This is a genomic window from Bacillus sp. 95MFCvi2.1 (assembly GCF_000374965.1).
GTDB classification, from domain to species: domain Bacteria; phylum Bacillota; class Bacilli; order Bacillales; family Bacillaceae_G; genus Bacillus_A; species Bacillus_A pseudomycoides.
The window spans coordinates 184,886-209,050 of the sequence record NZ_KB895693.1 but is presented as its reverse complement, the minus strand read 5'-3'; the positions used below and the strand labels follow the sequence as shown (position 1 = coordinate 209,050).

General features: G+C 38.2%; 22 protein-coding genes and 1 pseudogene. 8 read left to right on the top strand and 15 right to left on the bottom strand.

Annotated features, from left to right (window positions below):
• Positions 1 to 100 precede the first annotated feature (100 nt).
• Positions 101 to 2,776: a PRD domain-containing protein gene (locus tag C568_RS0108650; protein ID WP_018781275.1), complete on the top strand. Its 2,676-nt coding sequence runs from the start codon at positions 101 to 103 to the stop codon at positions 2,774 to 2,776.
• 43 nt (positions 2,777 to 2,819) lie between these two features.
• Here C568_RS0108650 and C568_RS0108645 read toward each other — a convergent pair whose 3' ends face one another.
• Positions 2,820 to 3,245 carry a CHRD domain-containing protein gene (locus C568_RS0108645; protein WP_018781274.1) on the bottom strand — a complete coding sequence of 142 codons (426 nt, stop codon included), beginning with the start codon at positions 3,243 to 3,245 and terminating at the stop codon, positions 2,820 to 2,822.
• 225 nt (positions 3,246 to 3,470) lie between these two features.
• On the opposite strand from C568_RS0108645, the gene C568_RS0108640 reads away from it, so the two are divergent.
• Positions 3,471 to 4,631, top strand: coding sequence for a chromate transporter (locus C568_RS0108640; protein WP_018781273.1), 1,161 nt, complete (start codon positions 3,471 to 3,473; stop codon positions 4,629 to 4,631).
• 210 nt (positions 4,632 to 4,841) lie between these two features.
• Here the strand turns inward: C568_RS0108640 and chbG are convergent, their stop codons facing one another.
• The 10 genes from chbG to C568_RS0108590 all read right to left on the bottom strand — a co-directional run bounded on the left by chbG (position 4,842) and on the right by C568_RS0108590 (position 12,551).
• Positions 4,842 to 5,546 carry a chitin disaccharide deacetylase gene (gene chbG / locus C568_RS0108635; protein ID WP_018781272.1) on the bottom strand — a complete coding sequence of 235 codons (705 nt, stop codon included), beginning with the start codon at positions 5,544 to 5,546 and terminating at the stop codon, positions 4,842 to 4,844.
• Between the two features lie 54 nt (positions 5,547 to 5,600).
• Positions 5,601 to 6,926 carry a 6-phospho-beta-glucosidase gene (celF, locus tag C568_RS0108630; protein ID WP_018781271.1) on the bottom strand — a complete coding sequence of 442 codons (1,326 nt, stop codon included), beginning with the start codon at positions 6,924 to 6,926 and terminating at the stop codon, positions 5,601 to 5,603.
• A gap of 3 nt (positions 6,927 to 6,929) precedes the next feature.
• Positions 6,930 to 7,253 (bottom strand): PTS lactose/cellobiose transporter subunit IIA, encoded by a 324-nt coding sequence (locus C568_RS0108625; RefSeq protein ID WP_003202028.1) that lies wholly within the window; start codon positions 7,251 to 7,253, stop codon positions 6,930 to 6,932.
• 181 nt (positions 7,254 to 7,434) lie between these two features.
• Complete coding sequence (celB, locus tag C568_RS0108620) at positions 7,435 to 8,742, bottom strand: PTS cellobiose transporter subunit IIC (RefSeq protein WP_018781270.1); 1,308 nt, start codon at positions 8,740 to 8,742, stop codon at positions 7,435 to 7,437.
• 17 nt (positions 8,743 to 8,759) lie between these two features.
• Complete coding sequence (locus C568_RS0108615; RefSeq protein WP_003202024.1) at positions 8,760 to 9,062, bottom strand: PTS sugar transporter subunit IIB; 303 nt, start codon at positions 9,060 to 9,062, stop codon at positions 8,760 to 8,762.
• A gap of 542 nt (positions 9,063 to 9,604) precedes the next feature.
• The gene (locus C568_RS0108610; protein WP_018781269.1) at positions 9,605 to 10,018 is read right to left on the bottom strand and encodes a DUF3021 domain-containing protein; all 414 of its coding nucleotides are present in this window, start codon (positions 10,016 to 10,018) and stop codon (positions 9,605 to 9,607) included.
• A gap of 4 nt (positions 10,019 to 10,022) precedes the next feature.
• Complete coding sequence (locus tag C568_RS0108605) at positions 10,023 to 10,472, bottom strand: LytTR family DNA-binding domain-containing protein (protein WP_018765138.1); 450 nt, start codon at positions 10,470 to 10,472, stop codon at positions 10,023 to 10,025.
• Between the two features lie 133 nt (positions 10,473 to 10,605).
• Positions 10,606 to 10,923, bottom strand: a complete 318-nt coding sequence (locus C568_RS0108600; protein WP_003202017.1) for a PTS lactose/cellobiose transporter subunit IIA — start codon at positions 10,921 to 10,923, stop codon at positions 10,606 to 10,608.
• A gap of 9 nt (positions 10,924 to 10,932) precedes the next feature.
• Positions 10,933 to 12,234: a PTS cellobiose transporter subunit IIC gene (gene celB / locus C568_RS0108595; protein WP_006096580.1), complete on the bottom strand. Its 1,302-nt coding sequence runs from the start codon at positions 12,232 to 12,234 to the stop codon at positions 10,933 to 10,935.
• 14 nt (positions 12,235 to 12,248) lie between these two features.
• Positions 12,249 to 12,551: a PTS sugar transporter subunit IIB gene (locus tag C568_RS0108590; RefSeq protein WP_003202011.1), complete on the bottom strand. Its 303-nt coding sequence runs from the start codon at positions 12,549 to 12,551 to the stop codon at positions 12,249 to 12,251.
• 232 nt (positions 12,552 to 12,783) lie between these two features.
• On the opposite strand from C568_RS0108590, the gene C568_RS0108585 reads away from it, so the two are divergent.
• The 3 genes from C568_RS0108585 (at position 12,784) to C568_RS0108575 (ending at position 15,792) form a co-directional block, all read left to right on the top strand.
• Positions 12,784 to 14,001: a dicarboxylate/amino acid:cation symporter gene (locus tag C568_RS0108585; protein WP_029427063.1), complete on the top strand. Its 1,218-nt coding sequence runs from the start codon at positions 12,784 to 12,786 to the stop codon at positions 13,999 to 14,001.
• A gap of 215 nt (positions 14,002 to 14,216) precedes the next feature.
• Entirely contained in the window at positions 14,217 to 14,420 is a 204-nt protein-coding gene (locus C568_RS0108580; protein ID WP_018781267.1) for a hypothetical protein, read from the top strand.
• Positions 14,421 to 14,622: 202 nt separating this feature from the next.
• Entirely contained in the window at positions 14,623 to 15,792 is a 1,170-nt protein-coding gene (locus C568_RS0108575; protein WP_003205094.1) for an acyltransferase family protein, read from the top strand.
• A 38-nt stretch (positions 15,793 to 15,830) separates the two neighbouring features.
• Here the strand turns inward: C568_RS0108575 and C568_RS0108570 are convergent.
• The 3 genes and pseudogenes from C568_RS0108570 to C568_RS34650 form a co-directional block, all read right to left on the bottom strand.
• Positions 15,831 to 16,160, bottom strand: a pseudogene (locus C568_RS0108570) (YhgE/Pip domain-containing protein); the annotation flags it as partial.
• 1 nt (position 16,161) lies between these two features.
• Positions 16,162 to 17,247 carry a hypothetical protein gene (locus C568_RS0108565; protein ID WP_018781265.1) on the bottom strand — a complete coding sequence of 362 codons (1,086 nt, stop codon included), beginning with the start codon at positions 17,245 to 17,247 and terminating at the stop codon, positions 16,162 to 16,164.
• A gap of 108 nt (positions 17,248 to 17,355) precedes the next feature.
• Positions 17,356 to 17,499, bottom strand: coding sequence for a hypothetical protein (locus tag C568_RS34650; protein WP_003205090.1), 144 nt, complete (start codon positions 17,497 to 17,499; stop codon positions 17,356 to 17,358).
• A gap of 281 nt (positions 17,500 to 17,780) precedes the next feature.
• Between C568_RS34650 and C568_RS0108555 the strand changes: the two genes are divergently transcribed.
• From C568_RS0108555 to C568_RS0108540, 3 genes are all read left to right on the top strand, one after another.
• Complete coding sequence (locus C568_RS0108555) at positions 17,781 to 19,136, top strand: cytochrome ubiquinol oxidase subunit I (RefSeq protein ID WP_018781264.1); 1,356 nt, start codon at positions 17,781 to 17,783, stop codon at positions 19,134 to 19,136.
• On the top strand, positions 19,129 to 20,154 hold the full coding sequence (locus C568_RS0108550; RefSeq protein WP_018765147.1) for a cytochrome d ubiquinol oxidase subunit II: 1,026 nt from the start codon (positions 19,129 to 19,131) through the stop codon (positions 20,152 to 20,154). The genes C568_RS0108555 and C568_RS0108550 overlap by 8 nt, the downstream gene beginning before the upstream one ends.
• A gap of 496 nt (positions 20,155 to 20,650) precedes the next feature.
• Entirely contained in the window at positions 20,651 to 22,009 is a 1,359-nt protein-coding gene (locus tag C568_RS0108540) for an arsenic transporter (RefSeq protein ID WP_018781262.1), read from the top strand.
• Between the two features lie 151 nt (positions 22,010 to 22,160).
• On the opposite strand, the gene thiC is transcribed toward C568_RS0108540, so the two are convergent.
• Entirely contained in the window at positions 22,161 to 23,921 is a 1,761-nt protein-coding gene (gene thiC, locus C568_RS0108535) for a phosphomethylpyrimidine synthase ThiC (RefSeq protein ID WP_018781261.1), read from the bottom strand.
• Positions 23,922 to 24,165: the final 244 nt, after the last annotated feature.

Below are 24,165 nucleotides of genomic sequence, written 5' to 3'. Positions count from 1 at the left end.
GCTTTAGTATATACTAGAGCTGTTTATTCTTTTTCTCTTCCCACACTTCCCATTTTTGTGTAAAATTTTAAATAGTGACGAAGTTTCGAGGTGAAGAAAAATGAAACGAATGGACCTCATTTATAATGCAATGCAAAAAGGGAATTACTCAGAAGGTGTAACAGCATCTGAACTCGCTACACTTCTACAGCTAGACCGTGCAAATGTAAGCAGCGATTTAAATAAACTTGTGAAAGATGGTCGTTTATCCAAAACGGGAACACGCCCTGTCCGTTTCTATTTAGGAGCCAACTCCCACGTGGAAACGCATTCACAAAATAACACTTCACTCGATGCCTTTGCAAGAAAAAACACAAGCCTCAAAATTGCGATTGAAAAAGCAAAGGCTGCTGTACTCTATCCTCCAAATGGTATGCATACATTACTACTTGGAGAAACGGGTGTCGGGAAATCTATGTTTGCCTCTTTAATGCACGAATATGCAATTGAAGTAAATCAGCTCCCAAAAGATGCACCGTTTACCGTTTTTAACTGTGCGGATTACGCAAATAATCCACAGCTCCTGCTTGGACAACTTTTCGGGATAAAAAAGGGGGCTTACACTGGTGCAGGTGACCAAAAAGGGTTAATCGAAAAAGCCCACGAAGGAATTCTCTTCCTAGATGAGGTGCACCGCCTCCCGCCAGAAGGTCAAGAAATGTTATTCACATTTATTGACCGCGGTGTGTATCGTCGCCTTGGAGAAACAGAGAACGAGCGCCGAGCACGCGTATTAATTATTACTGCAACAACAGAAGAACCAAACTCTTTTTTACTCAAAACCTTTACAAGACGGATTCCGATGACCGTAACGCTTCCACCACTTCGTGAGCGAACGCATCAGGAACGCTTCGCCCTCTTGCAGCTCTTTTTTACAAATGAAGCAATTCGTCTGCGAAAAAAAATTCATGTCAGTCCGAACGCAATACGTGCTTTCGTCTTTTATCAATGTCCAAACAATATCGGACAATTAAAAACCGATGTACAAATTGCCTGTGCGAAAGCCTATTCTGATTTCGTAACAAAGAAAAGAGACCATGTCCGCGTTTCAAGTGCTGACTTGCCATGGTACATGAAGGAAGGCTTGTTTATTGAAAGAAAAAGCCGTCATCTGTATCAAGTGCCAAACGAAACATTTGTATTTACGAGTGACGAAGGATGGAGCAAACATAAAACAGAAGATTCACGTTCTTCCATTTATGATTACATTGATCATAAATATGAAGAATTACAAGCACGCGGTATTGAAGAAGAAGAATTAGAATTACTAATAGACAATGATCTCCAAAGCTTTTTCGTTCAGTATTTTAATCAAATGTCACAAAAGACAAGTCATGAAAATGTCTTTAAAATTGTCGATCGCAATATTGTTTCTGTATGCGAAAAAATCGCTGAACTAGCCGAAAAACATTTAGCTAAGACATTTGATGAAAAAGTCTTTCTTGCTTTAAATTTACATGTACAGACAACTTTACAACGACTGCAGGGCGGGAAACAAATTCATCATCCGCAGCTGAATCAAATTCGTACGAAATATAAAGAAGCTTTCTCAGTTGCCATGCAATGTATTCAACTATTAGAAGAAGAATTACAAGTAACGATGCCAATTGATGAAGCTGGATTCTTAACGATGTTTTTCGTTGTTGATCCCATTCCTGCTTCCCAAACAGAAGTAAAAGTATTAATTTTAGCCCACGGTAATGGTATCGCAACAGAAATGGCAAATGTCGCGAATGAACTCCTCGGTATTGATGAAGTAACAGGAATTGATATGCCGCTTCATGAATCACCGAAAGATTTCTTAGAACGAGTAAAAGTGTACATGAAAACACTGGGACATATAAATGGTCTTCTCTTACTTGTCGATATGGGTTCACTCGCCTATATCGGGGATATACTAGAGACAGAATTTCATATCCCTGTACGCGTTCTTTCGATGACAAGTACGCCGCACGCATTAGAAGCAGCAAGAAAAGCTCAGCTCGGGTACTCATTAGATGCATTATACGAAACCGTGAAAAACTTAACACCGTTTTACCTTAATGTACAAGAAGAAAAGAAAAAGCCACTCGCTCCAATGAAATCAGTCATTTTAACAGCTTGTTTAACAGGAGAAGGAAGCGCACTGGCCATTCAAAAAATGCTTGAAAACTATTTACGATTCGATAAAGATTTAATAGAAATTATTCCGATTAGTATCGTTCATGAAAAAGATTTAACAAAAATGATCGAAAATATAAAGAAAGAACGCAATATGATTTGTATTGTGACAAACTTTGATGTACAAGTACCATGTTTAACTTATCATTTCCAAGATATTGTAAATTACAAAGCCATTCAACCGATTCAAGAATTAATCACCTATGAAGAAACATATGCAAAAATGGCTGATATTCTCGGACAACAAATGCAGCGCGATGATGGGGCACTGATGATTAAAACAATACGGTACGCGCTCAATACAATTCAAGAGCTCATCTCCTTACAGTTAAACCCCGATAGTTTAATGGGAGTTATTTTGCATATGAGCTGTATGATTGACCGGCTACAAAAGGGAGAAAAGCTCCTCCCTTATCCTGATAAAGAAGCACGTAGACAAGATGAATATTGGATGTATATGAAAGTAAAAAAAGCATTGCAACCAATTGAAAATACATTTGAAATACAAATTCCAGATGATGAAGTTTTTTATGTAATGGACTTCTTCATAAAGAATCAACCAGAAAAAAAAGAGTAACGTAAACATGCCCATGAACTTCAAAATTCATGGGCATGTTTATTTACCGGCTCATGGACCTGATATATTCTTTTACCTTCCCACGAATTTCTCCGCTTGCATGTGCTTTTGTATGAACGTTTACATATGCATTCGCTTCATCAATTGCCTGCACAAGATTTTCAAACGTCTTCCCTTGCAAAGGTCCCTCTAAATCTTCAGTGGACACCACACCCGTTATCGTTCCTTCATTTACGCTAATTCCATGCTTCACAGGTCCATATAAAAACACAACTACTGGCCCGGTCTGATTCCCTTTCCCTAAATGAATTTGACAAGATATTACCTTCTCAATATTTTTCAATATCACCCTATAATGTAGTTTCGTAAAGTCGCTATTAAAAATAAGCTCCGCGACCCCATAGGCTTTCGATTTTACAGGAGGTAATTCATTACCGCCTTTCAGCTTAGCAACAAAATGTTTTGTCATACTAGCAACATTCTCCTTATATAAATTTCAATTTGAATAGCTGGTATCTCTTTAACTAATTTATTGCCGGGACACGATTAATTATGACTCTTTCAGAAATGCTTTTTCATGATGGTTATTCTACTCAAGAAATATTTACAAAAATATTACATAACAATCATTCCTGACAGCACACTGCTTACTATATAATGCTCGTAGATTTAAAATTTCTTTAGGAGGTTCTTCTTGAAAACAATAATAGAAATCTTTCTCGTATCACTCAAGTTAGGCCTTACTTCTTTTGGAGGACCCGTGGCTCATCTTGGGTACTTTCATCACGAATATGTACAAAAACGAAAATGGATGGATGAGCGGGGCTATGGGGATTTAGTGGCACTCTGTCAATTTCTACCCGGTCCTGCAAGCAGCCAAGTTGGAATTGGCATCGGTTTATCACGAGGCGGGCTCCTTGGAGCTGTAGTCGCTTGGATTGGCTTTACACTCCCGTCAGTTCTCGTTCTTGTTTTTTTCGCTTCACTACTCCAGCAATTTCATGTGGTGGAAGCTGGCTGGATTCATGGATTAAAACTTGTAGCAGTAACGATTGTCGCACATGCAATATGGGGAATGGCACAGAAATTAACACCGGACCGTAACCGAGCAACAATTGCAATTATTACTGCTGCAATTGCGTTATTATTTCCAAGCGCTTGGACACAAGTTACGCTTATTCTACTTGCTGGTCTTCTCGGTTGGGTCTTATATCGTAAGCATGAAATCCCATCTGCTAGCAAAACACATATTCCTGTTTCACGTATAACAGCTGTCCTTTGTCTCTTACTATTCTTTAGTTTATTATTCTTGTTACCACTATTACGACCATTTTCGCACTGGATTACCATGTTTGATAGTTTCTATCGCTCTGGCTCACTCGTGTTTGGCGGAGGACATGTCGTTCTTCCCCTTCTTGAAAATGAATTTGTATTAAATGGCATGATGACAAAAGAACAGTTTTTAGCAGGATACGGCTTAACACAAGCAGTTCCAGGTCCTCTTTTTACATTTGCATCTTACATAGGAACGGTACTAGACGGGGCACTAGGAGCTACTATTGCGACAATCGCTATCTTTCTCCCGGCATTCTTACTTGTCATTGGTGTATTACCATTTTGGGATCAAGTGAGACGCTTGTCTTATGTACAAGGGGCACTCCTTGGCATTAATGCCGCCGTCGTCGGTATTTTACTAGCTGCTTTTTATGACCCTATTTGGACAAGCACAATCATGAGTAAAACTGATTTTGTTATCGCTTCTCTCTTATTTTGTCTATTAGCATTTTGGAAAGCACCTCCATGGATCGTTGTTGTTCTTGGTGCTTTAAGCGGTTATATTCTTTCTATTATCTAGCCATACAAAAAGACGGTCTTACTAAACCGTCTTTTCTACTATAGATTTTCAAACGTCTAAATCGCGGCCATGGAAATCAAAAAGTGACCTGTACTCATTTTCTCTCTTTGTTTTCACTTGGCATGGGACTAAAAAAGGATCTGACCGCTTCTATGCATGGCCGGATCCTCTCTCCCATCCAAAAAGAAAGGTTTTATGTCGTCATATATATTAAAATCTCACTAGTTCTATCCCTTCTGGTAAAACACTTTCCATTAAAATTCGTAGCTCCTTCACACGATCCATTACATAAGAAGAACGCTTCACAAGCTCTGGGTCAATGTAAGCAGGGTGCACCATAACCTCTACTGTTTTTCCATCCTGTACACGCTCTGCTAATTTGACAAAGTAATCTTCCTGCACGCCATCGCTATAGAAGTCACTATAAAACACATCAGAAAATGGACGTACCGCCCTCTCTTCTGCGCAGCGGCGGATTGGCACATTATATTTATCTGCTAATCGTTCAAGAACATCGTGCAAAATAGGCAATGCATGTACATGATGATGGCTATCTAAATGTGTTGGCTTTAATCCGTAAGATAGAAACTTTTCAATTTGAGCCGTCCACTCTCTTTCAACTTCTTCAGGGTTTATGTTTCCTTCTCTTACTACACTTTGCTTATGAAACAATCCACCTTCACCTACAAGAGACGGAACATCTGTAAGAAGAGGTTTTCCCGCAGTTAAGACGAGATGCACCCCTACTCCTAATGTCTTATATTCTTTTGCTAAGCGTACTGCATGCTCCGTCCCTGGCATGTTCATCATCATCGTCGTAGAATTCACAATCCCGTTTACATGTCCTTCAATAATGCCGTAATTTGTACCTTCTGTAAGACCAAAATCATCTGCATTTACAATTAATCGAATCATAGATTTTTTCCCTCCTGCAAAATGAAAAAAAGCAGGCTGAGTCAGCGCCGCTTTTTACTTTTCTACTTTTTTGAAGAACTGCGGAAGATATTCTTTATGTGCTTCCAACATTTCATCTAAAATTTGTTTTGCTACTTTATCTGATGGTACAAGTGGATTAATTGTCATAGCAAGCAGCGCTTTATGATAATCCCCTGTAACAGCAGCTTCAATTGACGTGCGCTCAAATGATTTAATTTGCTGAACTAAACCGCGAACAGGAACCGGTAAATCACCTACTGCAATCGGCTTTGGACCATCCTTCGTAATAATACAGTTTACTTCAACAGCAGAATCATGTGGCAAGCTTGCAATTGCACCATTGTTTCTTGTATTAACAGGTTGGATATCACCTTTATTATTATAAATAGACGTAATTAAACTACATGCTGCATCACTGTAGTAAGCTCCGCCGCGCTTTTCTAATTGTGGTGGCTTACTATCTAAATTCGGGTCTTTATATAACTCGAATAAGTCATCTTCTAATTTTTTCACCACTTCTGCACGTGTCCCTTTTTCAATAGAAGCTTGTTTTTCTTCTTCTAGCATTTCACGTGTTTTATAGTAGTAGCGATGGTATGGACATGGAATTGCACGAAGTCCGCGAATGAAATCTGGCTCCCAATCAAGTGCAGCGATGTTTTCCATCGTAATTTGCTTTTCCGGATCTGTTACAAGTTCTAACACGCGATCCATCACACTTACTCCATCTAAATACACATCTAATCCGTAGACCATGTGATTTAAACCAGCAAAGTCAACATGAACACGGCTCGCATCTACTTCAAGAATCTTTGCAAGTCCCATACGAATACCAATTGGAACGTTACATAATCCAACTACTTTTTTGATACTTGTATAACGCAGTACAGCCTCTGTTACCATACCAGCTGGATTTGCAAAGTTAATCAGCCAAGCATTCGGACAAAGCTCTTCCATGTCTTTACAAATATCCAAAATAACAGGAATCGTTCTCAATGCTTTGAATAAACCACCAGGACCATTCGTTTCCTGACCAATCACATCATATTTTAATGGAATTGCTTCATCTTTCGCGCGCGCTTCTAATAAACCAACGCGAAGCTGCGTTGTTACAAAGTCAGCATCTGTTAATGCTGCGCGGCGATCAAGTGTTAAGTGAATATCAATTGATAAACCTGCTTTTTTCACCATACGTTTTGCTAAGTTACCAACGATTTCTAACTTCTCTTTTCCCGCTTCAATATCTACTAACCAAATTTCACGAACAGGAAGCTCATCATAACGCTTAATAAACCCTTCAATTAACTCCGGTGTATAACTAGAGCCACCACCGATTGTAGCAATTTTAATTCCGCTCATACCTTATTCCCCTTTCGCATCAAGCTTTTTATAAAGGTCGATAAATTCCGCTGCTAATTCTTTCACAGTCATTGAATTCATTAAATGATCTTGTGCATGAATTAAAAGAACACTAATCTCTGTTTTTTCTCCTCTTGCTTCTGATTGTATGAGTTCTGTTTGGAAATGATGTGCTTCATTAATCGCTTCTTTCGCTTTTGCCATCGCTTCATCTGCTTCCCCTAATTTCCCCTGTTTTGCATATTGCAGTGCTTCCATCGCATAGCTTCTTGCGTTACCGCTGTGTAAAATTAATTGGAATGGGATTTGTTCTGCTGTAGTCATCATAAATACCGCCCTCTCTATATAGTTCAACCGATTAAAATACCCCTTCAGTTTGAACGTGTCTATGAAAATATTATTTTCTTAAATTGGTTTTGGTGTTCTTCTAGATGTGTGCCATCTTTCTGAACAAGATATAAAGTTATTGTTCTCACGAGCTCGTTTCACCCGTGAGAACAATCATGTATTACATAGGTACAGATTGATTATTTCCTTGTGCCGCTGCTTTTTCAGTTTTAACAATAGAACGGTCACATAATACAACGAATGGATAATAAATAACCATCGCAATTACAAAGTTGAATAACTGTAGAATTGCACCGGAAATGTGTCCGCCTGTTACAAGATAACCACTAATGATTGGTGGTGTTGCCCATGGAATCATCGCAACTGTTTTTGGAACAAATCCAAGAGATATAGCCATGTAAGAAGTAATTACTAATACAACTGGTGTCACAATAAACGGAACGAATAAAATTGGGTTTAAAATAATTGGTGTACCAAAGATTACTGGTTCGTTAATGTTAAACGCACCAGGTCCAATTGATAATCGGGATACCCCGCGCAATTGCGCACTTTTTGCCACAATTAATACAACCACTAAGAATGCTAATGTTGCACCAGAACCACCAAGATATACGAAAGTATCAAAGAATGGTTTTGTAATAATGTTTGGCACATCAAATGAAGACACGCCATCTTGGAACATCTTGATGTTTTTTTCTAATGCCGGTAAGTATAATGGCTCGATAATCCCACCAACAATGTTTGGACCATGTAAACCAAAGAACCAAAGAACGTGAACAAGAATTACAATTACAATCGCACTTGGTAATGTACCTGCTAAACCTTGTAATGGTAATTGAATTGTATTAAAGATAAATTCATGAACACTTGTACCTGCTAATTTCACTGCTAATTGAATACCCGCAACTACTGTTAAAATAACAAACGCTGGAACTAATGCTGCAAATGATCTTAAAACTGCTGGTGGTACTCCGTCTGGCATTTTGAAAGTAATTTCTCTTTGTACAAAGAAGCGGAATGCTTCAGTAACAAGAAGCGCTACAATGATTGCTACGAATAAGCCTTGTGACCCTGTCCAAGCTAAGTTCAATCCGCCCTCTTTCGGTGTTGTTGGTGTAAGAATAATTAACGCACCAAATGAAATAATACCCGCTGACAATCCATCAACACCGTAAGATTTTGCTAAGTTATAACTTGTTGTAAACGCTATAATTAGTGCTAAAATTGCGAAAGACCCTGTCCACATTCCACCGCCGACGTCTTTCCAAACTTCTCCGAATGTACCTTTCATAAAGTTTTGGAAAGCCTCGGATGGAAAACCATTAATAAGTGATGCAAATGCACCAACTAAGATAAGTGGCATAACCGCGATAAACCCATCACGAATCGCAGCTAAATGACGTTGTGACCCGATTTTACCAGCGACTGGAACAATATATTTTTCCATAAATGCGATAAACTTTTGCATTTTCTTTCCCTCCCTAATTATTTTTTAAGTGTTAAAGCGTGATCTAAAACTGCTTCTCCATTCATCATGCCGTAGTGCATTGGATTAATAACATCGATACCAACGTTCCTCTCATCAGCAAGCGCTTTCATCGAAGACAGCATATAACGAACTTGTGGTCCTAGTAATAATACGTCTGCTTCATCAATATTGTTTTTTACTGCATCCCCAGATACAGCCCAAATCTTTCCTTCTAACCCGCGAGCCTTTGCAGCTGCTTCCATTTTTGTAACTAGTAAACTTGTAGACATTCCTGCTGAACAACAAAGTAAAATATTCATTAATTAGTCCCCCTATGCATGTAAACTATTTTTGTTTATTTGTTTTTCTTTACGCCTTTTATTAATGCAACTTCCGTGCCAACTTTTTAAACCGCCTAAAATTAACGTTTTTCTCTGTGTTTTCATTGTGTGTTATCGCTTTCAAAAAGTGTGTTACCCAAAATATTGATAGTGTGTTATAAAACAACACGCTTGTAACACATATCTGTATGAAAATAGGTTAGTGTTTAGTTGTCTAGTTGTGCTTAAAACATAAAATAAAATATGTTTATAAAAAACATTCATTTTCTTTGTAATAAGAAAAAATTTATGGGAATTATATTTTTCAATATACAAAAGGATAAATTAAGAGGAAAGAACTCATATATGTCAACTATGAAAAACGAGGACTTTCAGTCATAACAGTACCATCAGTGGATTCACTGATGGTACTGTTATGATTCATACAAGACTAAATGTGATTAAACCGACTCTCGATTTATCATTGAACTCCACCAAAACAATATGATTTTCACTAAATGGCCTACTTCATTTCGATTCCTTTATTTCAAGCTATTATTCAATCCCTCAATTTTCTTTTTCCAATACATTGTCATCGCAAACCATATAATGAAGTAAATAACGATGAAGCTACCTGTGCAAATGAGAAGCGGAACGAGATGATTTGGAACCCAACCAACCCAAATTGCAGTCGGTAAAAATGTGCCTAATAAAATGATGAAGTGAATGATTGTTTGCTTTAAAATGCCCCATTCTTCTTTCTCAAATACAAAGGAAGCAAACGAGAAAATCAGCCCTACAATATTTGATACTACAAGGTGAGTAAGCAGTGTTTTTGTCTCTAATACATCCATTCCATTTACATAACTAATTCCTAAAAACAATAAGCTATAAAGCATCGCCATCGCCATTCCTGCGATAACCTTGGCACCTATCCTATCAAACAAAGTAACCATATTCCTAGCCTCCTCCCATATTCAAAGCTTCTTTAATAAACGGTACATATTTTCTTGAAACGTATTCTTTCATTCCATTTGAAAAGTGTGCACACATACTGCCGCTAAATGACATTTCAAAGTTTATTACATGTTGCAAGTTAGCGAGTGTAGACTTTGAAAATCGTACAAAGCGATCACCCTGTAATTTTGTTTCTAACTCATACAAACGAGATTTCACTTCAAGACTTCCTTTCATCGTTTGCGCCATTACCTTTCGCCCCTCTGTATAAAACCAATAAATATCTTTTGGCTCTAACAAATAATATTGTTGCTTCAATACTCCAACAATTTGCTTCACATTCCCCCCTTCTATCCTTTTTAAAAGTTGCTGAACTTCATCTGTCACTTCTTTTGCTTTAACAATAATCTCTATCTCATCTTGTGATGGATTTAATTCAAGGTGAATTTTCACTGCCTTCCACCTCCCTTACGCCCTTATTGTTACATATATTTCAAAAAAAGAAATAGATTGGTACATAAGTGGTATTCTTTACGTCATAACTGACTCTTTTTCAAACATAAAAAAACCTTGCATACGCAAGGCCTCATTCTTTCGCTAACATTTTCTTATATAACTCTACAAATTCACTCGCTAATTCCTTCACCATAATCGCATTCATTAAATGATCTTGTGCATGAACCATGAGCAGTGTAATCTCTGTCTTTTCCCCCCCAGCTTCCCTCTGTATTAAATCCGTTTGTAAACGATGTGCCTCTTGTAGTTCTTGTAAGGCCTCCTGCAATTTCGCCTCCGCTTCTTGAAATTCTCCGCGCTTTGCATAATCAATGGCTTCCATCGCACAACTTCTCGCATTTCCCCCATGTAAAATTAAATGAAAGGCTTGCGTCTCTAATATATCCATCTTAATTGCCTACTCCCCTTTTTCTTCGGCTACTTTTTGTTTATCCCACATTTTCAAGAACGGTAAATAAATCAAAAATGCAAGTATAAAGTTAACAATTTGCAAGACAACTCCTGAAATTTTCCCACCCGACCCTAAATATCCACTAAAAAGAATTGGTGTAGTCCACGGTACTGCCGCACCGCTTGGCCGAGCAACAAGCCCCCATTCCATTGCAAAATAAGAAACAAATGTCATAACGACAGGAACAAGTATAAATGGAATGAGCAAAAGTGGATTCAGTACAATTGGCATTCCAAACGTGACCATTTCATTAATATTAAAAATGCCTGGTGCGATTGATAGCCGACCCAAACTTTTTAATTGCTGACTCCGTGCAAATAATAACATCGCTACAACAAGTGCAAGCGTTGCACCAGATCCACCTGTGTAGATCCACAAATCAAAGAATTGTGCTGTTATCGTGTTTGGGACATCTTGCCCCGCCTGAAAAGCAATACGATTTTGATCCATTAATGATAACCAAACCGGGCTCATAACACCGCCTACAATTGCGGCCCCGTGAATCCCACATGCCCAAAGCACATGAACAACAATAACCGCTGCCACCGCGCCAAAAAGACTTGCTCCAAGTACACTAAGCGGAGCTTGCAGAAGCTGCCCTACAATATTATGAATACTACCAAAAGTGGTTTGCTCCAAAATTAAGCGCAGAATCCAAACAACCGTCACAACGATAAAACCTGGAATGAGTGCAGTAAATGAACGTGTTACAGCTGGTGGAACCGTTTCCGGCATTTTAATAATCATCTTCTTCTGGATAATAAACCTGTAAATTTCGGTAGATATAAGTGCTATAATCATCGCCACGAATAGCCCTTGACTCCCCATCAATGCAGCAGGTATAACCCCATCTACTACTACACTTTCCTTCGTACTAGGTATAATATGTGTCACTTGAAATGGAGTTGCTAGTAAAAAGGATACAAGTGACAATGCTCCTGCTGCTAATGCATCTACTTTATATTGTTCTCCCAATCTGTAAGCGATTCCAAAAGTAGCTATTAAAGACATTATATTAAATGTTGCGCTAACTGGATACCCTAACGCCTTCTGCCAATTCCCTCCAAATAAACTTTCCATAAAATCGTTATATCCAGGTATTGGTAAAGCGCTGATAATAAGAAAAAATGAACCGATAATTAAGAAAGGCATCGTTAAAATAATCCCATCACGAATTGCTTGTAAATGCCGCTGCTGCGCAATTCTCCCTGCTACTGGCATAACATATTTCTCTAAAAACCGGACCATCTACTCCACTCTCCTTATGCTCTCATTGACAATGCTGCCTCTAATACGGCTTCTCCGTTACAAAGCCCATAATGTACAGAGTGAATAATATCAACAGGTATCCCTTTTTCTTCACACATTTCCTTCATCTTCGGTAATAAATAACGCACTTGAGGTCCAAGCAAGAGCACATCCGCTTCGTCAATATGATTCCGTATTTCCGAACCCGATACAGCCCAAATTTTTACTTCTAACCCTTTTGCCTGTGCCGCTTTCTCCATTTTCGTTACAAGCAAACTAGTAGACATTCCTGCTGCACAGCAAAGTAAAATGTTCATTAAACTCCCTCCTTACTTTTAATCAGCTGGAATCCTATCCACATTTCTCTTCATATCCACTACTAGGTTACCAATGTATATGTCTATATTGGTTTCCATATGACGAGCATAAAAACAAAATTTTCCTCGTTTTCACTCTATTCCATCTATCTGTATTTTCCTAGTAAACTGCCTCATAAATCGCTATAATGATTCAGTATGATTTTTTACATTAAATAGGAGGAGATATATGATGAAGACTTATCGCTTTCCAATTATTTTATTATCTTCCATCCTAATTGGTGGTTTCATTGGTTATTTCATGGGTACCGATGCAGTTGCTTTAAAACCGCTTGGTGACATTTTCTTAAACTTAATGTTTACGATTGTTGTACCTCTTGTGTTCTTTAGCATTGCTTCCTCTATTGCCAATATGGATGGATTAAAACGTTTCGGAAAAATCATGTCTAGCATGGTAGGAACTTTCTTATTTACAAGTATTATCGCTGCAATTTTTATGATTATTGTTGTGAAAGTATTCCCGCCCGCACAAGGTGTTGTACTAGAGTTAACACAACCTGATAAGGCTGAAAAAAGCATTAGCGTTGCTGATCAAATTGTTGGCATCCTTACAGTATCAGATTTCTCAAAGTTACTTTCTCGTGAAAATATGCTAGCTCTTATTTTCTTCTCTATTTTAATGGGAATCGCAACTTCAGCAGTTGGCGAAAAAGGAAAACCATTCGCTACCTTCTTACAATCTGGTGCAGAAATTTCAATGAAAGTTGTTTCTTTCATTATGTACTATGCTCCAATTGGACTAGCTGCTTACTTTGCAGCCTTAGTTGGGGAATTTGGGCCACAGCTTCTTGGAACATATTTCCGGGCAGCAATGGTATACTATCCAGCTTCTCTTGTATACTTCTTTGTCTTCTTTACCTTCTACGCATACCTTGCAGGACGCAAACAAGGTGTACAAATCTTTTGGAAAAACATGGTCTCTCCTACAGTTACATCACTTGCAACTTGTAGTAGTGCCGCGAGTATTCCAGCAAACTTAGAAGCAACGAAAAAAATGGGCATCTCTTCTGACGTTCGTGAAACAGTTGTCCTTCTTGGTTCTACACTTCATAAAGACGGATCTGTTTTAGGTGGCGTAATTAAAATTGCTTTCTTATTCGGGATTTTCAATATGGAATTCTCAAGTCCAAAAACATTGGCAATCGCACTTGTTGTTTCCCTATTAGTTGGAACAGTAATGGGTGCAATTCCTGGTGGCGGTATGATTGGTGAAATGTTAATTGTTTCTCTATATGGCTTCCCACCAGAAGCTTTGCCAATTATCGCAGCTATTAGTACAATCATTGACCCACCAGCAACGATGTTAAACGTAACAGGAGATAACGCTTGTGCCGTAATGACAGCTCGTCTTGTTGAAGGTAAAAACTGGATTAAGAATAAAGTAATGTAATAAGTTCTTATCATTCTTTTAAAATAAAAAATTGCTAGAAACAAAAACCTTTTCTTTTAAAATAAAGAAAGGTTTTTCATTTAATTAACTGAATATTAAGTTAATTATTTATCAAACGGAACGCCTGGTAAAAATATTGAAAAAAGTAAAAAAAGTAAGATAATTAGCGAGAATACTTAATGAGGGGGTTCTTTTATGAAAAAAAGTTTTTGATAGTGCCTGCCGTAGCACTGCTAGCACTTCCTGCTTTCAGCTTTAGCAATGCTTCTACTAATCTAACAGCTTTTAATCCACCACCACCTGATAGAGTTTCTAGTGACTTAACGGCTTTTAATCCACCACCACCTGATAGAGTTTCTAGTGACTTAACGGCTTTTAATCCGCCACCACCTGATAGAATCTCTAATACAATTGGTTAATATATTCATGCATCATGGATCCTATTCCATTGATGTATGAATTATCTTAAATTGAGAAGAAGCTAGATATTCACTCTAGCTTCTTCTTTGATGTTACAAGTTTGTTTTATAACTACAAATTAATCAGACTATACCCACAAATTTGTTATAACTTTCACAAAGTTTCCATAGCCCTTTCCTCTCCTTCGTACTATAATCATGTATGGAAAAGGAGATGGAAACTATGACACACAGCGCCCCAGAGTTTAAAGTTTTGCAAAGCATTGCGTTCCTTGCTGTTGTTTTGCAAAGTTCCTTACTATATACAATGAATCAAGGTCATATTCTACTAGAACAATCTCTCATTATGGGAATGCTATTTAATCTCGCAAAATTTTCAGCACCTGCATTCATCTTCATTGTTGGATTTCATTTAATTCAGCAATACACAAAACAAATGGTCTATACAGAATACATCTATGAAAAAACAGCTCACTTGCTTGCTCCTTACTTCTTCTGGTCCGTCGTGTACTTATTGACAACAAACCAAGTCGTTACAGTGCAAAGCGGGATAAAAAGCCTATTGCTCGGAACAGCTGCGCCTCATCTTTGGTATGTCATTATGATGTTCCAAATCCATTTGCTGTTTCCCTTATTATGCACCTTATTTTATTGGTTTAAAAAAAGAACACAAAATCAGCAAGATATATACCGATACATGGCCGCTTTCGCTAGCATTTATTTTCTCTTAATGTGGTATTCTTCTCACTATATTTTTAACGGTGAAGTGCTAACTCAATCAACTGTTTTGCATTATACAGATCGTTCCTTCTTCTTCTATTCATTTTACTTTGTCATGGGAGGAATCGCTGCTGTAGCACTTCAAGCTTGGCGCTTATTTGTAATGAAACACATACCACTTATAACAATCTTGTTTTTTATTCTATTCTTATTCATCAACTATGAACTATTTAGCTTTTATGGTGTAGATTCCATTCACCTTACTGTATCTACCTATTTAAAGCCATCCATGTTTCTGTACATTGTATGTGAAATTTTAATACTATACGTACTATCTATCATGATTGTACAGCGGCGAGGTGCTTTATATAAAACATTACGCTTTATCGGAAACTACACGTACGGAGCCTATTTAGCACACTTTTTCTTTTTACAGCTAATTACGAAATTACTATCTCTATTTACAATACAGGCAAATACAATTCTATATAGTCTATTACTATTTCTTCTAACGGCAACATTCTCTATCATCACAATGGTTATATGTAGCACGATTCCATTCCATACATGGATTACAGGACCTTCTCCCACGCCTGTATTAAAATGGCCAACGCTCCTGCCTTTACTGCCATTATTAAGAAGTAAAAAGTAAAAGAAGCTGTCCAAAAAGATTTTTTGGACAGCTTCTTTTTAGGAAGAAACCTGCTCTGCAGAAGTTTCTTTATGCTGTATGTGACTTGTAATCCAAGCAATTCCACCAGCAACAACTAAATAACATAATAAAATTAAAATTTGCATTTGTAATTGTGACCAATCTCCTAGAGATATAACATCCTGCAGCCCTCTGAGAGAATGAGACATTGGAAGGCATTCTCCAGGGAATGTTCCGCCGCTGGTGGCAAGCTGAAGAACAAGAAGAGTCACTGCTAAAAACTTTCCAACAATGCCAAATACCATTACTAACATAAGAATAAATGTCATGAATGTAAAGAAAATAATGATACTTGATAAAATAAACAACTTACTTCTTATCCATTTTCAATTCCGTCTCAGCTAATAGCGGCAACACATTATCAAAAATATGCGTGTTGTTCTCTTTTCCAGTCACATATCCACCATAAAACCTGCTGAATACATTGTCATTCCGAAATTCACTCATGCGCTCATACAATTCTTGGGCAAATTTTTTATCTCCTACTTGTAATACATATAAAATCGTTAGCCCATATACTGCTGGTGATTCAAAATCTACTACTGGTTTTCCTGTTTCTAAATCATAGCGACCGTATAACTTCCCATCTTTGCGGAATACCTTTTTAATAAACTCTAAATATGCTTCGGAGGAAATTCCTCCTAAACTACGATGGTAAGCAATATGCGATTGATCAATGAGATTCACCCGGTTTTCATATGTAAATGTACCATCCTCTTTGTATTCTTTCGGGAATGCCCAGCCACGTCTTGGATAATCCGTTAAAAATTGAATAGCTTCCTGATACTGCGTTTCTGAAATTTTTCCGTACTTTTTCATATAAGAGAATGCACTTGGATTTATGTAAGATGTCGTTAATATGTTATTTTGCATACCCTTATCTGCGTCATAATAGTCAACATAGATTTTCTTTTTCTTATTATAGCGTAGTACAGCATCACTCACTTGATCCGCAAGATGCTTATACCGCTCTTCTTTATACATGTCATAAGCACGATATAGCTGTTCGATGATGCGGAGATCATCAATGAGAGCATTCGTACCAGCCTGTCTTTCTCCTGTTTCAGAAATCTTCCATAAAACAATATGGACTGGATGTATAAAATAATTTTGGATCACCTTTACTTGTTCATCAAACAATGATTGATCGTCCATATCAAGCGTATATTGTAACCATAGCCCTGATGATTCTGATAATGCTTCACGGCCGGTAGCCTCGTTCGTTCCTACCTTTGAATCAGCTATGCGATATGTTGCGAGCGTCCCATTCTCGTTCATCATATGTCTCATAATAAAATATTCTGTTCGATTTCCTTGTAGTGCAGTCCAAAAAACAATTCCACCTAAAACCATAAATAAAGTTAACGCAATCCATATATACAAACGTTTCCGCACTTTTTCTCACCTCTATAATAAGACTAACCGTAATCTTAGTAGAGCATACGAAAACATTAAAAAGACAATCCTTTAGATTGTCTCTCACTTTTCTATCCTTTACACACGTTAATTAGCCTCTTTTGTAGGGCGATACAATAATTGCACAAGGTGATCATATTCACGCCGTGTAATTTCTTTATTATATAACTTTAATAACAAATCTTTATGCTCTTTCGAAAACGCCATTTTTCTAATGACTTCAGGATACATACAAACATCCCCTCCGTTTTACGTGAACTTCCACATTCTGTTAAACTCTAGCTTGTCCTTCTACAAATAAAACCCCTTAGATAGAACTAACGTTCGCATAAGCATTATAAAAGATTTTGTTCTAAAACACAAATAAAATATTCTCCTCTTTATTTTCTGAAGATTTCAAAATTATAATATCATATCCACTTTTTAAAATACATATATATTTTTGGCATTTTTTTGAATAAATTTTCCAATCCAATCAGAAAATAATGGCAAAAATGAAGAGGAGTAGAATTATGGATACTGTTACATTGTCACGGGCTTTCTTTGGGTCATCACTAGCATTCCACATCATTTTTGCAACACTTGGAATCGGACTATCTTTAATGATTTTTATAAGCGAAGTATTATATCACTGGAGAAAGGATTCTGATTACGCCGTTATGGCAAAAAGGTGGACAAAGGCTTTCGCCATCCTTCTTGGTGTCGCAATTCCTACTGGAACAATCGTCGGTGTACAAATTTCACTTCTTTGGCCCGGATTCGCCAAAATTGTCGGTCAAGTGATTTCTGTTCCATTTCAGATTGAGATTTTCGCCTTCTTCTTAGAAGCTTTATTTATGTCCATTTATGTATATGCAGCAGATAAATTACCACCATTTATGAGATTAATCTCACTCTTTTTTGTCATGCTTGGTGCCACTGCATCTGCCGTATTAATTACCTCAGCAAACACATGGATGAATACACCGGCAGGCTTTTCTATGAATCCTGATGGCTCTGTTTTTAACGTTGACCCGTGGAAAGCATTCTTTAATCCAAGCTTTTTCACAAGCTCCCTTCACGTTGTCATTACGGCTTATGCAACAGGAGCGGCAGTCATTGCTTCTATCGCTGGGTTTAAATTATTAAAACGAAATCTGGGTGCAAGAGAAATCGCTTATCATAAAAAAGGATTATTTTTAGGCCTTGTCGTTACATTTATTACAGGTGCTACGATGTGGCTTTCTGGACATGAATCGGCAATTGCTTTGCATGAACATTCTCCGGAAAAATTAGCATCTGCAGAAGCTTTATTTGAAACGACATCACATGCTCCTTTGTCCATTGGCGGAGTTGTCAATCCTGAAACTCTTGAACTGAACTACGCCCTCGAAATCCCAAATATGCTAAGTATGTTAGTTGGATTTAATCCTAATACCGTTGTAAAGGGGTTAAATGAATTTCCACAAGAAACGTGGCCGCCATTTTATACCCATACGTTCTTTAATTTAATGGTTGGTACAGCTGCATTCACTTTTGCTGTAGCAGCAATCGCTCTTGTATATTGGTACTTTATCTATCGAAAAAAAGGAGCAGAATTACCAAAATGGCTTCTATGGGCCACTGCTGCGTGCGGACCGATTATGATGCTCGGCATTGAATTTGGATGGGTTTTCAGTTGTAGCGGTCGTCAACCTTGGACGATTTATGGGATGCAGCGCACAATGGATGCTGCTACGCGCGCTGATTTCGTCGGGCCTTTATTTATTTTATTCATCATTTTGTATATCGGTCTTGGCGCTTTAACGATTTTCGTACTACGAACGTTCTTTAGAAGACATCCATTAAAAAATGATCTAGGGCAGCAAGGAGGAGATCCTCGTGCATGAGGCAAGTATTGCGATTATCATCTTATGGGCCATCATCTTCGTATACAGCATTTTAGGTTCCATTGATTTTGGAGCCGGATTTTGGGGCATGGTATACGCAAAGCACCCGACACTAGCCGGAAAGCTTGCCAATCGTTATTTATCACCAACATGGGAAGTAACGAATACATTTCTCGTCTTTGTCGTTGTCGCATTTCTTGGCTTCTTTCCGAAAGCAGCTTTTACACTCGCAACAGTGATGTTTGTACCGGTGACATTAATTTTAGTTCTCGTTGCCATTCGTAGCACATTCATGGTTTTTGCATATTCCGTACCGAAGTATGAGCATATCTTGCGCTTTATTTCTGGTATTACAGGGCTCTTAATTCCAGCCTTATTAATTACAGTTTTGCCAGTAACAGAAGGTGCTTATATTACGACCTCTAGTGGAAAAGAAGTGCTATTATACGGGAAACTTCTATCAAGCCCTGTAATCTATTGGTATATGTTATTTGGGTTAACTTCAGAGTTGTTCCTATCCTCTCTTTTTCTAGCTGACTTTGCAAGAGAGCAGCGCTCAGAGGATACGTATCGACTCTACAGACGAAACGCCATCGTACTTGGTCCGGCGACGCTCGTTACAGCCATTATCGCCCTGGTTGTTATGGAACCAGAAACACATTGGCTCATGCAAGGATTAATTAAGCAGTTTCCATGGTTCACAGTCTCCATTCTTTTATTTGTAATCGGGTATTCTTCCCTTTGGTGGACAAATAAAAAATACGATTCACTTGGCTGGCCTCGCATCGCTGTTTTAGCAGTTGTTGCACAATATGCCTTTGCTAGCTACGCTTACGGCGTCGCGCATTTACCGTATATCATTTATCCGGACGTTACTGTATTTACAAGCTTTACAACGAAAGAAACATTCTATGCGCTGCTCATCCTCTATGCAATCGGCATCGCGATCTTGCTTCCAGGCTTTATCTTCTTCTGGAATTTATTCTTAAAGGATCGAACGTTCCTCAAAGAAAAATAACGATTTAAAGAGAAGCTACTCCAAACATTTACTAAAATGTCTAGAGTAGCTTCTCTTTATAATAATGACTCCCTAAATAATTTCTACATCTTTACAAACAAAAACACCATATATATCCATTTTGTTTTTCCTTCATACTAAGTCGCGGCTATGAAAACAAAAAGTGGCCTACTCTCTTTTTCTCCCTTTGTTTTAAACTCGGCATGGGGCCAAAAAAGGACCTGACCGCTTCTACACTCGGGCGGACGCTCTCTCCCATCTGAAAAATAGGTTTTAAATCGTTTTTTCAATTTGTATTTATATAGGTTCTTCTCTCTATCAAAAAGCACTAGTTATCTCTCTCGTATCTATATTTGCCTTTTAACATCAAATACACATATTCACTAGATTCAGGTACATGCCTAGTTCTTCTTATTTTTTTTTGAATATAATGCTGTATACACTTGAGACAAGCTCAAATCTATTTGCTCAAGTAAAAAAGAAAGGTAGGCTAACAATGAGTACTGAAATATTGATTACAATCGTCGTCTTCTTCTTAACCATGATCATCATTTTTTGGCGACCACGGGGATTGAATGAAGCATGGCCCGCTGCAATTGGTGCCGGTATCATTCTCCTTACAGGACTTGTATCAAAACCGGATGTTATGGATATTATTAGTAAAATAGGAGGCGCCTCCATAACTATCTTAGCAACCATCGTTATGGCCGTTATATTAGAAAGCTTCGGCTTCTTCCATTGGGCGGCTGCAAAACTGGCAAATCTAGCAAAAGGTTCTGGTCACCGTTTATACTGGTATATTCAATTACTATGCTTCCTCATGACTCTTTTATTTAACAACGATGGCAGCATCTTAATTACAACTCCAATTTTAATTTTACTTCTCAAAAACCTTCAATTAAAACCACACCAACAAATTCCGTATTTACTAAGTGGTGCTTTAATTGCTACTGCTTCAAGTGCACCAATTGGTGTAAGTAATATCGTAAACTTAATCGCATTAAATATCGTACACATGACACTTTATATGCACACTGCAATGATGTTCGTACCTGCAACACTAGGACTACTATTTATGTCATGGCTCATGTACACTGTTTTAAAGAGAAAACTACCTAAAAAATTACCAGTTTCCTCTTATGATATTGAAGAAATCTTCTTCACAAAAAATTTCCATCCTCTAAAAGGAAAAAATTCCGTTGATACAAAACAAAAACGGACAAAATTTATGTTAAAGGTATTACTTTTCGTATTCCTTATGCGCTGTCTTCTCTTCGTCGCTTCCTTCCTATCCATACCAATTGAAATTGTAGCTGTACTCGGTTCACTCGTTCTCCTTGTATGGAGATGGTACTATTTACGTACAAACCCTGTCGATATCTTAAAAAAGACACCGTGGCACATTTTGATCTTCGCATTCTCCATGTATGTTATTATTTACGGACTTCACAATGCAGGATTAACAACGTTTCTTGTAAAGTGGCTCGAACCGATTGTTAACCAGCATCTACTATACGCAAGCTTTACAATGGGTGGATTGGTTTCACTTCTCTCCAACGTCTTTAATAATCACCCCGCATTAATGATTGGTACCATTACATTAACCGAGATGGGACTCGATCCAGTCACTCTAAAAACAATTTATCTTGCAAATATTATCGGTAGTGACATGGGATCGTTATTATTACCAATCGGTACACTTGCTTCCCTCATTTGGATGTACATCCTAAAACAAAATAAAATTAAAGTGAAGTGGAAAGATTATTTAAGCGTATCCCTTATCGTCATCCCGCTCTCAACAATCGTAACATTATTCCTCTTATTCTACTGGGTACAACTTTTCTTCTCCCTCTAAAAAACCATAGCCTCCTTTGCTACCGTCTTAGCAAAGGAGGCTTCTTCTATATTTAAATTAGATACACGTGATCAATCAAGTTAAAAGGTGTTCGGAAGCCGTACATATCCCCCACTATTTGTGGGCATTCGTACCCCCATCTCAAATCCAATTATTGATATAAGTGACTACCAGCTTCTTTAAATTCTTCTGATTTCTCTTTCATGCCTTTTTCAATTGCTTCTGTTGTTTCTAAATCATTTTCTTTTGCATATTCACGAATGTCATGTGAAATTCTCATACTACAGAACTTCGGACCACACATGGAACAGAAATGAGCTGTTTTTGCTCCTTCTGCTGGTAATGTTTCATCGTGGAAATCCATTGCCCGTTCAGGATCTAACGATAAGTTAAATTGATCGCGCCAGCGGAATTCAAAACGCGCTTTTGAAAGAGCATCATCACGCTGCTGCGCTGTTTTGTGTCCTTTCGCAAGATCAGCCGCATGCGCCGCAATTTTATACGTAATAACCCCTTCACGAACGTCATCTTTGTTCGGTAAGCCTAAATGTTCTTTCGGTGTTACATAACAAAGCATTGCTGTACCAAACCAGCCAATCATCGCTGCACCAATCGCCGATGTAATATGATCATAACCCGGTGCAATATCCGTTGTTAAAGGTCCAAGTGTATAAAATGGTGCGCCTTGGCAAATATCAAGTTCTTTATCCATATTTTCTTTAATTAAATGCATTGGTACATGCCCTGGTCCTTCAATCATAACTTGAACATCATGCTTCCAAGCAATTTTTGTTAACTCACCAAGCGTTTCAAGCTCAGAGAATTGCGCTTCATCATTCGCATCCGCAATCGAACCTGGACGTAATCCATCTCCAAGAGAGAAGGAAACATCATATTGTTTCATAATTTCACAAATTTCTTCAAAGTGAGTGTATAAGAAGTTTTCTTTATGATGGAATAAACACCACTGCGCCATAATAGAACCACCGCGCGAAACAATTCCTGTCGTACGTTTTGCTGTAATTGGAATGTAACGAAGTAGTACACCTGCATGAATTGTAAAGTAATCCACACCTTGCTCCGCTTGTTCAATTAACGTGTCACGGTATACTTCCCAAGTTAAATCTTCAGCAATACCATTTACTTTTTCTAGCGCTTGATAAATCGGCACTGTTCCAACTGGTACAGGAGCATTACGAATAATCCATTCACGAGTCGTATGAATATTTTTCCCTGTTGATAGGTCCATAATTGTATCTGCACCCCAGCGCGTTGCCCATGTCATCTTCTCTACTTCTTCCGCGATAGAAGAAGAAACTGCAGAGTTACCGATATTCGCATTTACTTTCACGTGGAAATTGCGTCCGATAATCATCGGTTCTGCTTCTGGGTGGTTAATGTTTGCTGGTAAAATCGCACGTCCTTCTGCGATTTCTTTACGAACAAACTCAGGCTCTACACCTTCACGAATCGCAACATATTCCATCTCAGATGTAATGATACCGTTACGTGCATAGTGCATTTGCGTTACATTTGCGCCCTTTTTTGCACGAAGTGGTTTACGATCCATCTGCGGGAACACAGGTGTATGCTGAGAAGCAGCCTTCACGCCATCATCTTCCGGTTTAATTTCACGTCCTTCATACTCTTCCACATCTCCACGGTCAACAATCCAAGCACGGCGAGGTGTTGGAATTCCTTTTTCCAGCTCTACTTTGTACTCAGGGTCTGTGTACGGACCACTTGTATCATACACGCGAATCGGCGGATTTGGTACACCGTTTGTATCACTTTGCTCAATCTCACGCATTGGTACTTTCATACCTTCACGCGGGCCATCCACATAGACTTTCTGACTTCCTGGTAAACTCGACTTCAATTCAATTTGCTCAGCTGAAACAGATTGCTTCATAATTTGTGTTTCCTCCCCTTTATCATTTCAGGCAAATCGAACTTGCTCAGAATCTCGGGCCACCTTCTGGGCAATTCGATTCCCGCTTCAGCAGCTAGAATGATCGGTGGCTTCGCCTCTTCAGCTGAAGCTCCATCCCCTCCCATTCTGACCGAGCCGCTTTCGCTTTACTTGTGAAAAGGACAAGAACTAGTGACCAGCGCATGCCAAAATAAAAAGAGCCAGGTCCATAGTAAAACAAGGA